This is a genomic window from Paracoccus seriniphilus (genome assembly GCF_028553745.1).
GTDB lineage: Bacteria > Pseudomonadota > Alphaproteobacteria > Rhodobacterales > Rhodobacteraceae > Paracoccus > Paracoccus seriniphilus.
The window spans coordinates 81346-94838 of record NZ_CP067131.1 but is presented as its reverse complement, the minus strand read 5'-3'; the positions used below and the strand labels follow the sequence as shown (position 1 = coordinate 94838).

The following is a 13493-nucleotide window of genomic DNA, read 5'->3' as shown; positions in this document are numbered from 1 at the left end:
GGGCTGGCAATTTTTCCGACCGCCCTGCTCATTCTTGGAATGGGCCATGCCCGCAGATCTTCAGCGGCGTATCGTCACCACCCGCCTTGCGGATCTGCGGCAACTGGTCGATGGTGCCAGATCCGGCCTCGAATTGCGGGGCCGAATGGTTTGAAACGCAGGTGGCATCCACGCCAGAAGCCACCGGCCACCTCGCGTCGTCAGGGTTCAGCACGCCCTTGACCACAAGATCGCCAGGCCATTCGTCGCGGTTCATTCGCAGATGCGCAATCGGAGGGTGGAAAATACCCGGATCCATCAGTTGGCCTTTTTCATGCCCACCGAGGCATATTCCTTCGATTTCATCCCCCGGACAATACGCCCGTTGCGATCAATGCGCCGCACCGGATGGGGCAGGCAGTCCCTCGATCATCACGTTGACACAGGCCGGCTTGCCGCTTTGCACCGCGCGTGTCAGCGCGCCATCAAGCTGCTCCAGCTCGGTCACATATTCGCCATGTCCACCAAGAGCGGCGGCAGCCAGATCATAGCGCGCGCTGCTGAGCTGACAGCCGATCAGGCGGTCGCTGCCGTAATCGCGCATCTGGATCTGATGTTCGGCATTCCAGCGCATGTCGTTGCCAATGACCACGACACAGGGAACCCCTTCGCGGGCTGCGGTCTCGAACTCGGCAAAATGAAATCCAACCGTGCCATCCCCCATCAGCGAGAAGACGGTTGCATTCGGGCGCGCCAGACGCGCCGCAAGTCCATAACAAATTCCACCGCCGATCGCCCCCGATATCCCATTGATCACGCGTGCATTCCCCTTGGTCACGGCCTGCGCCCATTGCCCGAATTCACCACCGTCGCAAACAACGATGGAATCCGAGACCTGCTCGATCTGTCGCTGAACCGCCGCGCAAAGCTGGGCCGAGGTAATCTTGCCCGTCACGCCACCTGGGCAGAACCGCGTGGAGAGCAATGTTTCCACTCTGGCCCGCCAATCTGAATGGCTTGATCCCGCCGCCCCTCTGGCGATGAGGGCGCGCGCCATGTCACGGGCATCCGCGGCGATGCTGAGTGACAGGCGGTTGCCAAGATTGCGATGGGCGCGGCCACGCTCGGCCTCACAGGGCTGCACATCGATCCAGCGTATTTCCGGATGGAAGGATTCGGCCTTGCCGAAGGCCAGAGTGAAATCCACCCGCTTGCCCAGGTTAACGATCAGATCGGCCTGCCCGAGAATGGTGCTGATATCGCCAAGGGCCGGATCCTTGAGACCTCGCGGACTCTCCATGGGAATTACCGGCGCATCCAGCGCCTCGGCCAGGTCGTTCAGCCCGTCAAAGCGCGTATCATTCATCTGTGGTCCGCAAATCACCACGGGACGTCTGGCAGTTGATACCGCCTGAACGATGCTCTGCACATCGCCGTCGCGGGGATACATAGGCACACGCTGAAAGGCAGTGGCGTTGGGCAACTCGACGCTCTCTATACGTTCATTCACGACATCGAATGCCAGCGAAATATGAACCGGCCCGGGCCGCCCCGATTGCGCCACACGCATGGCTTGCGCGACGGCCTGGCCAAGTTGCGCCGCCCGGACCGGTCGCTGCGACAGTTTCGTCAGCGGTCCGATCATCGCCACCTGCGGCATTTCCTGAAATGCCCCCATCCCGTCCTGAGCGACCGGGCTGTCCCCGGTCAGCAGCAGCAACGGTGTTTCGCTTTCGCTCGCCACCAACAGCGCCCCGACCGCATTTGCCGCTCCTGCGCCTGCCGTCACCATCGCCACCCCGATCCGGCCGGTCAGTTGCGCATAGGCTTCGGCCATATAGACCGCCGCGGCCTCATGCCGCGTGTGCACGATCTCGATCCCCGCTTCCTGACAGGCATCATAGACCGGCATGATCTGGTTTCCAGAAAGCGAGAAAATCCGGGTTATGCCCGTTTTTGCCAGTGATTTCACAAGCAGATCTGCCCCACGCATGTCATTCCTCTCCTTCAGGCAGGCAGATGGCGCGAACTGCAATCCCGAACGCGGCCCGCGCCTTGCGCAGATCATCTGACGCCACGCCTTGGGCATCATGCCAGCCGGCTGGCAGGTTGGCTTTCTGACAAATTGACCGGATTGGCGACAGATCGTAAGGCACGGACAACACCTGCAATTATCTTTGACCTTATCTGCGTATTTGGTTAGAAGGATTTAATCCATAGGCTAGATCTTTCACTTAATGTAAGAATTTTTTACATTAAATCCGGCGAGGCAGACGCGTGTCGATTCGAATTCTGAAGACGCTGATTGCGGTTGCCGAACATGGCACCTTCAGCGGCGCCGCCAGTGCGGTCTTTGTCACCCATGCCGCCGTGTCCCAGCAGATGAAGGCGCTTGAAGAAGAATGGGGCGTGGCGATATTCGACCGTTCGAAACGCACGCCTGAATTCACGCCCGTCGGTCGCGCCATTCTTGAAAAGGCGCGCGAGGTCGTGCGCGCCTATGACGATATCGTGCCAAGCGTTCTGGGCGATGACGGATTGCGCGGCGTGCTGAAGATCGGAGCCTTGCCCACGCATATGACCGGGCTGATCCCATCGACAATCGCCATGCTCAAGGCCGATTATCCCGATCTTCACGTGCAGGTTCATCCGGCCCTGACGCCGGTTCTGATTACGCAGGTCGAACGCAACGAACTGGACGCCGCAGTCATCGCCAAGCCCAATCTTCTGCCCTTGACGGTCGATTGGGAGGAAATCGCCAAAGAGCCTTTCCAACTGGTCGCATCGACACAGGTCGAAAGCGACGATCCTTTCGAATTGCTGGCCACCAAGCCGTTCATCCGGGTGTCACGCAACGGTGTCACCGGCGGCATGATCGAGAACTGGTTGCTGGAAACCGGAATCCGCGTCAAGGACGCGATGGAACTTGAAGGAACCGAAGCCATATCCAGTTTGGTATTTTGCAATCTGGGCGTGTCCATCATGCCCCGGCTTGCCGTTTCGAACTATCATCCCATGCCGTTGAAACGGCTGTCACTGGGGGCCAACGCACCGGTGCGCTCGCTTGGGTTGATCGCGCGCAAGGACACGGCCCGGGGCCGGATGATTGATGAGTTGGAGCGCGTCCTGCTGCGCGCCGTCGAAATCGGTCATATCACGCCTGGCGGTGTCGCATGAACTGGCCGCTCTTCGTTGCCGGCGCGGCTGCCGGGGGATTCATCAACGGGCTGGCCGGCTTTGGCACCGCCTTGTTTGCCTTGGGATTCTGGTTGCAGTTCATGCCTGCCGAGCAAGCCGTCGCCATCATTGTCGTTCTGTCCACGGTCACCGGGCTGCAGGGACTGTGGATCGTTCGGCAAGCGATCTTTGACAATCCGCGTCGTCTGGCGCGCTTTCTTGTGCCCGCGATCCCCGGCATCCCCTTGGGCATCATGATCCTGTCCTCGATCCAGCCAGAGGCGCTGAAGATGGTCGTGGCCATCATGCTGCTGGTCTATGGCGGGTATTTCAGCCTGAGGCGAAAACTGCCGAAATTCGAACGCCCGACGCCGCTGACGGATATCGCCGTCGGCTTCCTGGGCGGCGTGCTTGGCGGGGCGGCGTCCCTGTCCGGGGCGCTTCCCACGATGTGGTGCTCGGTTCGGCCCTGGCCCAAGGCAGAAACACGGGCGGTTCTGCAGCCCTTCAACGTGGTTGTCCTGGGCCTGGCCTGCATCATGCTGCTGTTCGCGGGAAAATATGACGCCCAGACGATGTGGCTTCTGGCGATTTCATTGCCCATTGCACTGGTAGCCGCCCAGATTGGGATCGCAGTGTTCAGACGCTTGAAGGACGATACGTTCAGGCGGCTTCTGATTACCATGACCTTCTTGTCCGGAGCCGCGCTGATGGCCCGGGAATTGCTGGCCTGACCGGTCCGCCAACGCGGCAGGCGACTTGCCCTCGGGAAACCGCCGGGCCTTGCCAACAGGTGCAGCCCGACGGCGATTCACAGGTCGTCGGGGGTTTACTGCACCACCTCTTGCAGCGGTTGCGGGTCGATCAGCCCGGCATAGGTGGGCAGGACAGTGGGCAAGCGGCCCAGCTCATGGAAAAGCTGCGCAACCCCATCAAGATATGTGGCGACGCCTCCACCCAGCCAGGTTTCGGACAGCTGTTCTTCTGCAGTCGGGAACTGGAAATTGTCGATCACCGCGGCGGCATTGCCCTCGTCCATGCCCGCGTCCTTGGCGATGACCGGCAACATCACGTCACGGTGGTCGCCCGCGATCCACATTGCGTTCATCTCTTCGGTAACGGCCATGAAATTGGCCAGCAACTCGGCCTGATCAATGGCAAATTCCGAGGTGGTCGTGATCAGATCCGAAGAAAGAACGCCGATCTGTTCCTTTTCCGCGCCCGACAGCAGGACATTGCCATGCTCCTTCATCCGCGTAAGCCCGCCGCCCCAGCCACAGGCCATGTCGACATCGCCCTGCTCAAAGGCCACCGCGCCTTCGGCCGGCGCCATATCGACGATCGTCATGGTTCCCGTATCCACGCCGAAATATTGCATCTGTTGAAGAAAGCCGTAATGCGCGCCAGAGCCGACCGGCAGCGCCACCCGTGTTCCTTCGAGTTCAGAGACGCTGTCCTTGTCGATCTCAAGCCGCGCGGCGACGACGCAGTTCTCATTCTCGGGATAAGAGGCGGCAACCCCGACAACACGCAAATCCTGTCCGGCCGATGCAGCCGAGATGAAGGGCGGCACGCCCTGGCTGAGGGCGATCTGCACATCCCCCGCCGCCATTGCCGCAGACATGGCCGTGCCGGTATCAAAGGCCACCCAGTTGACCGGAACACCCAGCTTCTCGTCATAGATGCCTTCGACCTTTCCATATTGGAAGGGCATCGGCCATTCCAGGAAATAGGCGACGGTCAGCGGGGTCTGGGCAAAGGCGCCGGAGGCGGTGGCCAGGGCAAAGGCGGAAAAGGTTGCAAGTCCGAAAGCACGGTTCATTTGGGGCTCCTTGTTGGCTGCTGTCAGCAGTTTCATGTTCTTGTGGTTCTTTTGTTCCGGCGGCGGTCGCTTGACCGCACAAGCCCTTGCAGGGTGAAACCCCGTCACCCGAGGATCGGGGAACCCGTCCCCGACAACAGGCGGGACATATATCCATGCCGAGGGATCGCTCGGCGCGGTTCGCTTCAACTGACGCCCTTGCAGGGGCAACAGAACCTACGCGGCTGCAGACCGCCGGATTCAGCATGCGAAGCCATGCCCGAGCGGTCAAATGTTACTGCCAGGGTTCAGAAATTCAGAACATGCGGTACATAATCATGGAACTGCCGATCGCTTGGGTCAATGCCGTCTTCAACATTTGCAGGCACTTCCGCATTGAATATCCCCGATCTCGCCTTGGCAGCCGGAACGAATGACCATTTCAAGACGAAGTTTGTCGTTTTCGAGATGATCGGGAATTCTTGCCGCAGGTTATACAAGGTCTTGTAAGTTCTGGATGTTTCGGACGCCAATCGCCTTGAAAACCTGCCCGACATGTCTGAATGCGACGGCAAGGGCCAACACGTCCGCAACCCCGAACTTGCACATGTTTCACCCGCGATGACGGCCTAGCGCCGCACCGCCCCAATGCCGCCCTGCGCGGCCGGAGAGCCCCATGTGCCAGATGACGCAGCAACTGCTTGCCCGTCGCAAGCCGGGTTACAGTCTTGAAAGAGAGTTCTACACCGACGCGCAGATCTTTCGCGAGGACCTTGAGGCTTTTCACTACCGGGAATGGCTGTTCGTCACCCCGGCCTGCGAATTGCCCAAACCGGGCAACTACATCACCTACAAGATCGGTGAATATCAGGTTGTCGTCGTGCGCGGCGCGGATGGCGAAATTCGCGCCTTCCACAACACCTGCCGTCATCGCGGTTCGATCATCTGCAAGGCCGCAAAGGGCACGACGCCCAAGCTGGTCTGCCCCTATCACCAATGGACCTATGATCTTGACGGCTCGCTGCTGTGGGCACGCGACATGGGGCCGGATTTCAACCCGGCGGACCATGGCCTGCATCAGGTACATTGTCGAAATCTTGCCGGTCTGGTCTATATCTGTCTGGCCAAGGAGGCGCCGGATTTCGACAGTTTCGCCGATGTGATCCGTCCTTATCTGCTGCCCCATGACCTGGAAAATGCCAAGGTTGCCCATGAATCGCGCATCATCGAAAATGGCAACTGGAAGTTGGTCTGGGAAAACAATCGCGAATGCTATCACTGCTCGGCCAACCACCCCAGCCTGATCCGGACCTTCCCCGAAGACCCGCGGGTGTCCTATCTGGGCAATGGCGACATACCCGATTATATTGCCCGGCATTTCGCCGAATGCGAGGCTGCGGGCCTGCCGGCGTCATTCATGGTGCCTGAAGACGGGCAGTATCGGATGTCCCGGATGCCACTGGTGCCGGGAACCAAGAGCTTTACCATGGATGGGGCCTTCGCGGTGCCCAACAAGCGTCTGGGCAATGTCACGCTTGATCATGCCGGCGTGTGCAACAAATTCCATTATCCCAGCACATGGGCCTATTTCCTGCCCGACCATTGCCTGACCTTCCGCGTCACCCCCGTCAGCCCGACCGAGACCGAATTGTTGACCTGCTGGCTGGTCCGCAAGGATGCAGAAGAAGGTGTGGATTACGACCTCAAGCATCTGACAGAAGTCTGGGAGGCCACGAATGACGAGGACCGCCGCGTGGTCGAGGACAACCAGCTCGGCGTGAATTCTCCTGCCTTCGCGCCCGGCCCCTATTCGGCCGTGCATGAGGCCAGCGTCGATGCCTTTGTCGACTGGTATTGCAGCAAGCTGACGGAACGCCTGCCCGCCATGCTGTCCGCCGCCGAATAGCGGCTACGCGCCTTCTGTCCGGCACCGGCCTGATTTGCAGATCAATGGTGCCGGGCATCCCTTCCCGCCCAAGGCCAAGGAAACTCGCGATGAATCAGATTTCGACCATCACCGCCGATGTCTATTGGACCGATGACGAGCCGCTGGAATGCGTGTCGGTGGTCCCCGAAATTCCCGGCACATCCAGCTTTTCCTTTCGCGCTCCCTCGGGCCGTCCTTTCAACTTCCGCGCGGGCCAGTTCCTGACGCTGGAACTGCCGGTGCCTGATGAAACCCTGTATCGCACCTATACGATCTCCTCATCGCCCTCGCGTCCGCGCCTGATCACGATCACCGCCAAGGCGCAACCCGACAGCATCGGCACCCGCTGGATGATGGAAAATCTGAAACCCGGCATGCAGATCAATGCCCGTGGCCCGGCCGGACAGTTCACGCTGGATAGCGGCAAGGTCGAAAAGCTGCTTTTCATCTCGGCGGGGTCGGGCGTCACGCCAATGATGTCCATGACCACCGATCTCTGGGATGCGGGGCGCAGGCTGGATGTCGTCTTTATCAATTGTGCCCGCCGCCCCTCCGAAATCATCTTTCGTCAGCGGCTGGAGGAAATGGCCTGTCGAGAGCCGGGGCTGGATCTGAAATTCGTGGTCGAGGAACCTGATCCCTATCGCCCCTGGACGGGATATCAGGGCCGCTTCAACCAGTTGATGCTTGGGCTGATGGCTCCGGACTTTCTGGAACGCACCGTCTATTGCTGCGGCCCGCAGCCCTTCATGCAATCGGTCCGCGATGCGCTATCCGGCTTTGGCTATGACATGGCGGGCTATCACGAAGAGAGCTTTGGCGCGCCGCCCGATCAATCCTCCGCGCCGCCCGTAGCGGACTTGCCTGCCGATGACCTGCCCGAAATCCATTTCGCCACGTCAGGGCGGCACTATCGTTGTGAGCCGGAAGAAACGGTTCTGCTGGCGGCACGCAGCGCGGGTCTGCCCATCCCATCGGGCTGCACCTTCGGCATTTGCGGCAGTTGCAAGATCAGAAAGCTCTCGGGCGAGGTGCATATGGTTCACAACGGTGGGATCACGCCCGAGGACATCGAGGCCGGCTACATTCTGGCCTGCTGTTCGCAGCCCCTGGGCAAGATCTCGATCGAGGTCTGATCAGACAGACTGTCATCAACCGGAAGGGGGCAAGGCCACTACGAAGCGACGAGATATTGCAAAGTATAACGGCCGGGCTAACCTGCCCGAAAGACCCCGCCGCTGAGAGGCCCAGCCATGAGCCGCCCCCTGCCCTCTGAGGACCATTCTACGCCTGCGGATGACAACAAGGCGCGCGGCGTCAGTGTCATGATTCTGGTGGAACCGGGTTTTGTTCCAACCGAGCTTGGGCTGGCGCAGGATGTGCTGCGCATCGCCAATCGGCTCAGCAAGGCCGCTATTTTCGATGTCCGGCTGTGCAGTTCCTGCGATCAGGAACTTGTCGAAGGTCTGGGCGGCATGATGGCGCGCGTCGAAACGCTGCCGGATGCCAACCAACCACGACCCGATCATGTCGTGGTGCTGGGCGGAAACGGCGTAGGGCGCAACTTCAAGAAGCTGCAGACATGGATACGCGGGGTCGAGCGGCGGGGCAGCGAGGTGATCCTGCTGTCGGATGCTTCCTCTGAATGGAAAAAGCTGGATCCCGACAATCGCGATGTCACCACCCACTGGGAAAATCACCAGATACTGCGTGATGTGACCATGGCCCCGCATCTGTCGTTGCCGCTTTATTCGCGCAGCAACCGGATCATCAGCGCCGCGGGCATGATGGCCACTGCCGATGTCGTTTTGAACACGATCGTCGCACCGCGTTCGATCGGACTGGCGCATTCGGTCAGCCAGGTTCTGGTGATGCATGCGATCCGCGCGCCCGACATGGATCAGCCGCGCAGCGAAAACGACATCACCCCGTTTCGCCATGCGCGACTGGAGCGGGTCATTGAACTGATGGAAAACAATCTGGAAACGCCACTCAGCATCAGACAACTGGCAGAACTGTCCGGCTTTTCCATTCGTCAGCTCGAACGCCGTTTTCACAAGGCAGCGGGATGCAGCCCCAAGACCTTTTATCGCTCGATGAGGCTGAAACGCGGGCGGGCGCTGGTTGAACAAAGCAGCATGAGCATCACCGATATCGCGATCAGCCTTGGTTTCTCCAACAGCACGGTGTTTTCGCGCCTCTATGCCCGCGAATATGGCATTACGCCCGCACGAGCGCGGGCGTTGCGCTAGGCCGGGAACCGGCGCGGCGCAATGGGACGCCGTGCCAGCCCTAGGTGCTGCTGATCATGCAGATTTGCGATACTTCTCCAGCCGGATATCGGCGGTGCGGGCATGGCCCTCCATCCCCTCCATCCGCGAAATCCGGGCAGTCGCCTCGGCCAGCGGCACGACCGCATCAGGCAAGGCCCGCTGCCAGGTTACCAGCTTCATGTATTTGTGCACGGACAGCCCGCCGGTATAGCGCGCCGCGCCCGAGGTCGGCAGAACATGGTTGGTGCCCGAGGCCTTGTCGCCGAAAGCGACGGTGGTTTCCTCGCCCAGGAACAGGCTGCCATAACAGGTCAGCCGCCTCAGCCACCAGTCGCGGTCAGCGGCCTGCACATGCAGATGTTCCGGGGCCATCCTGTCGGACAGGGCAGCCATATCCTCGCGGTCATCGCACAGGAAAACCTCGGCATAGTCGCGCCATGCCGCCGCGGCATTCCGGGCGTTCAGTTCCGGCAGGGTCGCGATCAGTTCGGGCACACGCGCCATGACCTGTTCCGCCAGTGCCCGATCATCGGTAACCAGCCAGACGGGCGAGTTGTAGCCATGTTCGGCCTGACCGACCAGATCCCAGGCAACGAACTCGGGATCAGCGGTCCCGTCGGCGATGATCAGGCTGTCCGTCGGCCCGGCGAACATGTCGATGCCGACGCGCCCGAACAGAATCCGCTTGGCCTCGGCCACGAACTGATTGCCGGGACCGACAAGGATATCTGCCTTCGGCAGGCCGAACAGGCCGTTCGCCATGGCGGCGACGCCCTGCACCCCGCCCATGGCAAGGATGCGGTCGGCGCCGCAAAGATCGGCGGTATAGATGATCGCCGGGTGGACCCCTGTGCCCTTTTGCGGCGGCGAGCAGGCAATGATATTGCTGACCCCCGCGACCTTGGCGGTGGTGACCGTCATAAGGGCCGAGGCAATATGGGCATAGCGCCCGCCCGGCACATAGCACCCTGCCGTATTGCAGGGGATGGCGCGCTGACCAGCGAACAGACCCGGGCGCAGTTCCACCTCGAAATCGCCGATCGTGGCCTTCTGCGCCTCGGCGAAATTGCGCACATTATCATAGGCGTAGCGAATATCGTCCTTCAACTGCATGTCCAGTGAGGCCGAGGCCGCGTCGATCTCGTCCCGCGTCAGGATCAGATTGCCCGAGTAGCCATCGAAGCGTTCGGCATATTTGCGCGCGGCATCGTCGCCATTCAGCTCGATATCGGCCAGGATGGCACGAACGGCCTGTTCCACATCAGGCGCATCCTTTACGCTGCTGTGCGAGGCGGTTTTAAGCTGGGTCACGCCCATGGTCAGATCCTTCCGTTTGACTATCGAACATTCATGCAATCCCGATGCCGGCACGGGCCGGATATCATCGGGCAAATTCCACCATCGCCGCGACCAGAACATCCAGCGTGTCAAGGACAGCGGCCCGACTGGCCGCCGCATCGGCAATCAGCGAAAACTCTGTGCAGGCCACCAGTTGCAGTGCTGCACCCCTTGCCGCGACATCAGCGGCCGCATCGGCCAGTGCCGCCCGCGATTGGGCCGAGGGGCCGGATTGCTTGATCTGGCGGATCGCCCTCAACAGCCCGTCCTGATCGCTGGCATAGACGGCCTTGCAATCATGGCGGGCCAACGCCCGATCAAAGACGCCCACCTGCTGCAAGGCCGGCGATCCGAGAATTCCCACCAGTCCACCGCGGCCAACCTGCGCCACGGCCTGCGCGACCGACAGCTCGACCATATCCAGCAGCGGGATCGTCACCGCATCGCGAATGACCGGAGCGTAATGATGCGCGGTATTGCAGGGCATCGCCAAAGCCTGCGCCCCGGCCTGCTGCAATCCCGCTGCCATCTTCGCCAGCACCGGGCCGGGGTCCTCGCCACGGCCTTCGATCAGCCGTGCAATGCGCGAGGGAACCTGCGGGTTCATGTCAACCATCAACGGCAGATGATCGGCATCGTCCTTTGCGGGCGTGGCTGCGATCACGCGCGACATCAGCAGAACCGTAGCCTCGGGGCCCATGCCCCCCAACACCCCGATACGACGCGGCGCACTCATGATGCGTCACCCGCCATCTGCTCGGCGGCGCAGGCGACGATGATCTCGCCGATCTGGCGGCAATCCTCGACCGTGAAGGTCAGGGGCAGGCGCATGTCGAACAATCCTGCCAGAACGTCATCGGTGCGTGGCAACGACTGCGGCTCGACATAGTGCCAGCTGCTGTGGGCCGAGGTAAAACCGACCGGATCGCCAGCGCCAAACCATTTCAGTTCAACCCCCAGATCGGCCGCGCGGGCGATGAAGGCCTCGGCTCCTTGCGCCGAGATGCCGGGCAGACGGAACTGGATCGAACTGCCCACATAATCTTCCTGCGCAGGCCGCCGAGGCAAGACGATCTGCGGGCAGGTCGCCAGGACATTGGCCGTGACGCGGTAGCGGTCATTCCAACGGTTGATCGCATCCTCGATCCGCGCCAGCTGCGGACGCAGCAGCGCGGCGCGCAGATTGTCCATCCGCGCCGAGGTATTGGGCATGTCCAGTCGGGCCTGTCGGAAATGCTCTTCCGAGGGCGCGGCACCATGGCGACCATACAGCATGTAAGACCCCGACAGGATGATCGCGCGGGCCATGAAATCAGCGTCATCCGAGACCAGAAAACCGCCCTCGCCCGAATTCAGATGCTTGTAGGTCTGCGAACTGAAGGCCCCCGCCAGCCCGAAGGAGCCACTGCGCCGGCCATTCCATTTTGCCCCCATTGTGTGGGCGCAATCCTCGATCAGCGGCACCCCGGCCCTGTCGCAGATGGCGCTCAGGCGTTCCATGTCGCACAGATGTCCACGCATATGCGAAGCCATGACGGCCTTGGGCTGATGGGCCGCAATCTTGGCCTCCAGATCATCCAGATCCAGCCGCAGGTCTTCGGTGATCTCGACCAGAACCACCCGTGCGCCCACGGCGACAATGGCCCCCGGCACCGGTGCCAGCGTAAATGCATTGGTCAGCACCACGTCCCCGGCACCGATCCCCGCCGCACGCATTGCAATGCGCAATGCCGCGCCGCCTGAACTGCAGGCCAGCGCATATGCGCTGCCCTGCCATTGTGCCAGTTCGCGCTCCAGCGCCGAGACTTCGGCCTCCTCGCCCGGCGCGACATTGTAACGATGCAGCCGCCCCGAGCGCATGACCTCGACCGCTGCCGCGATCCCCTCTTCGGGGATCGGTTCCTGCTGGGTGAAGCTTTTGGAAAAGCGCGCTATCGTCATGGCTCAGGCTGCCCTGCTGCTGACGCGACGGTCCGAGAAATCGAAAGCCGCATCATAGCCGAACAGAGCCGCAGCACCGCCGGTATGCAGGAAGACAACCCGCTCACCCTTCTTAAAATGCCCCTTGCGGATCAGGTCGATCAGACCGGCCGCGCCCTTCGCGGAATAGACCGGATCCAGCAGTACGCCTTCCAGTTGCGCAAACATGGCAATGGCTTCCAGCCCGCTTTCCGTCGGAATGCCATAGCCTGCCCCGACATAATCACAATTGGCGACCACATCGCCGCGCTGCACCACATCGGGGGCGCCAATCTTTTGCGCCGTGGCCTGTGCCAGCTTGAAAACATTCTCTTCCTGTTTGTCCTTGGGCGCGCGCACCCCGATACCTAACAGCGGGATCTGGGCATTGATGGCCTTCAGACCGGTGATCAGACCAGCCTGCGTGCCCGCACTGCCGGTGGCGTGAACCAGGTGATCTATGACCAGCCCGCGATCATTGGCCTGACCGACCAGCTCATAGGCGCAGTTCACGTAACCCAGCGCCCCGGTCGGGTTCGAACCGCCACCCGGAATGGTATAGACCTTGCGGCCCCCGGCACGGATGCGATCCGCGACGGCCTCCATTTCGGCATTCATGTCCAGCCCGCCCTTGCAGACCTCGGTCGTGGCGCCATGCAGATGGTCCAGCAGCACATTGCCGTTGTGGTTGTAGTTGTGATCATTGCTGCCGGTGCGGTCTTCCAGCAGGATATGGCAGTCGAAGCCCATCTTGGCAGCAAAGGCTGCGGTCTGGCGGGCATGGTTGGACTGGGTCGCCCCCTGGGTCATGACCACCTCGGCGCCCTGCGCCTCAGCCTCGGCCATCAGGAATTCCAGCTTGCGTGTCTTGTTGCCGCCCGTCGACATGCCGGTGCAATCATCACGCTTGATCCAGATTTCCGGGCCGTCCAATTCCTTGGTCAGGCGATCCAGACGTTCCAGCGGCGTGGGCAGATGGGCAAGAAACTTGCGGGGAAAGCGAGAGAGCAACATGGATTGATTTCCTTTGGGTTGGTGA

Annotated in this window: 12 protein-coding genes; 5 read left to right on the top strand and 7 right to left on the bottom strand. The window is 61.2% G+C overall.

Features of this window, described 5'->3' with window-relative positions; genetic code table 11:
* Positions 1–28 precede the first annotated feature (28 nt).
* Positions 29–298, bottom strand: coding sequence for an alpha-hydroxy-acid oxidizing protein (locus JHW44_RS16810; protein WP_089345598.1), 270 nt, complete (start codon positions 296–298; stop codon positions 29–31).
* A gap of 72 nt (positions 299–370) precedes the next feature.
* On the bottom strand, positions 371–1972 hold the full coding sequence (locus tag JHW44_RS16805; protein ID WP_089345599.1) for a thiamine pyrophosphate-binding protein: 1602 nt from the start codon (positions 1970–1972) through the stop codon (positions 371–373).
* Between the two features lie 284 nt (positions 1973–2256).
* Here JHW44_RS16805 and JHW44_RS16800 point away from each other — a divergent pair, with 284 nt between their 5' ends.
* Together JHW44_RS16800 and JHW44_RS16795 are read left to right on the top strand one after the other, a co-directional pair.
* On the top strand, positions 2257–3156 hold the full coding sequence (locus JHW44_RS16800) for a LysR substrate-binding domain-containing protein (protein WP_089345600.1): 900 nt from the start codon (positions 2257–2259) through the stop codon (positions 3154–3156).
* Positions 3153–3890, top strand: a complete 738-nt coding sequence (locus JHW44_RS16795) for a sulfite exporter TauE/SafE family protein (protein ID WP_089345601.1) — start codon at positions 3153–3155, stop codon at positions 3888–3890. Before JHW44_RS16800 ends, JHW44_RS16795 begins: the two co-directional genes overlap by 4 nt.
* Positions 3891–3985: 95 nt before the next feature.
* Here JHW44_RS16795 and JHW44_RS16790 read toward each other — a convergent pair whose 3' ends face one another.
* Entirely contained in the window at positions 3986–4978 is a 993-nt protein-coding gene (locus tag JHW44_RS16790; protein ID WP_089345611.1) for a taurine ABC transporter substrate-binding protein, read from the bottom strand.
* A 655-nt stretch (positions 4979–5633) separates the two neighbouring features.
* Between JHW44_RS16790 and JHW44_RS16785 the strand changes: the two genes are divergently transcribed.
* From JHW44_RS16785 to JHW44_RS16775, 3 genes are all read left to right on the top strand, one after another.
* A complete protein-coding gene (locus tag JHW44_RS16785; RefSeq protein WP_089345603.1) occupies positions 5634–6863 on the top strand; it encodes an aromatic ring-hydroxylating oxygenase subunit alpha in 1230 nt (409 codons plus the stop codon).
* Positions 6864–6952: 89 nt separating this feature from the next.
* Positions 6953–8020 carry an FAD-binding oxidoreductase gene (locus tag JHW44_RS16780; RefSeq protein WP_089345604.1) on the top strand — a complete coding sequence of 356 codons (1068 nt, stop codon included), beginning with the start codon at positions 6953–6955 and terminating at the stop codon, positions 8018–8020.
* 117 nt (positions 8021–8137) lie between these two features.
* Complete coding sequence (locus JHW44_RS16775) at positions 8138–9136, top strand: GlxA family transcriptional regulator (protein ID WP_089345605.1); 999 nt, start codon at positions 8138–8140, stop codon at positions 9134–9136.
* Between the two features lie 54 nt (positions 9137–9190).
* Here the strand turns inward: JHW44_RS16775 and hisD are convergent, their stop codons facing one another.
* From hisD to cuyA, 4 genes are all read right to left on the bottom strand, one after another.
* Positions 9191–10474, bottom strand: a complete 1284-nt coding sequence (gene hisD / locus JHW44_RS16770) for a histidinol dehydrogenase (protein WP_089345612.1) — start codon at positions 10472–10474, stop codon at positions 9191–9193.
* 64 nt (positions 10475–10538) lie between these two features.
* Complete coding sequence (gene cuyB / locus JHW44_RS16765; RefSeq protein ID WP_089345606.1) at positions 10539–11231, bottom strand: cysteate racemase; 693 nt, start codon at positions 11229–11231, stop codon at positions 10539–10541.
* Positions 11228–12436, bottom strand: coding sequence for a DegT/DnrJ/EryC1/StrS family aminotransferase (locus tag JHW44_RS16760; protein WP_089345607.1), 1209 nt, complete (start codon positions 12434–12436; stop codon positions 11228–11230). The genes cuyB and JHW44_RS16760 overlap by 4 nt, the downstream gene beginning before the upstream one ends.
* Before the next feature lie 3 nt (positions 12437–12439).
* Complete coding sequence (gene cuyA, locus JHW44_RS16755) at positions 12440–13468, bottom strand: D-cysteate sulfo-lyase (protein ID WP_089345608.1); 1029 nt, start codon at positions 13466–13468, stop codon at positions 12440–12442.
* Positions 13469–13493: the final 25 nt, after the last annotated feature.

Excerpts from the sequence above, each read along its gene's own strand:
- JHW44_RS16805 (WP_089345599.1), bottom strand. The coding sequence starts at position 1,972 with ATGCGTGGGGCAGATCTGCTTGTGAAATCACTGGCAAAAACGGGCATA.
- cuyA (WP_089345608.1), bottom strand. The coding sequence starts at position 13,468 with ATGTTGCTCTCTCGCTTTCCCCGCAAGTTTCTTGCCCATCTGCCCACG.
- JHW44_RS16760 (WP_089345607.1), bottom strand. The coding sequence starts at position 12,436 with ATGACGATAGCGCGCTTTTCCAAAAGCTTCACCCAGCAGGAACCGATC.
- JHW44_RS16790 (WP_089345611.1), bottom strand. The coding sequence starts at position 4,978 with ATGAACCGTGCTTTCGGACTTGCAACCTTTTCCGCCTTTGCCCTGGCC.
- JHW44_RS16780 (WP_089345604.1), top strand. The coding sequence starts at position 6,953 with ATGAATCAGATTTCGACCATCACCGCCGATGTCTATTGGACCGATGAC.
- cuyB (WP_089345606.1), bottom strand. The coding sequence starts at position 11,231 with ATGAGTGCGCCGCGTCGTATCGGGGTGTTGGGGGGCATGGGCCCCGAG.
- JHW44_RS16795 (WP_089345601.1), top strand. The coding sequence starts at position 3,153 with ATGAACTGGCCGCTCTTCGTTGCCGGCGCGGCTGCCGGGGGATTCATC.
- JHW44_RS16785 (WP_089345603.1), top strand. The coding sequence starts at position 5,634 with ATGTGCCAGATGACGCAGCAACTGCTTGCCCGTCGCAAGCCGGGTTAC.
- JHW44_RS16810 (WP_089345598.1), bottom strand. The coding sequence starts at position 298 with ATGGATCCGGGTATTTTCCACCCTCCGATTGCGCATCTGCGAATGAAC.
- hisD (WP_089345612.1), bottom strand. The coding sequence starts at position 10,474 with ATGGGCGTGACCCAGCTTAAAACCGCCTCGCACAGCAGCGTAAAGGAT.
- JHW44_RS16775 (WP_089345605.1), top strand. The coding sequence starts at position 8,138 with ATGAGCCGCCCCCTGCCCTCTGAGGACCATTCTACGCCTGCGGATGAC.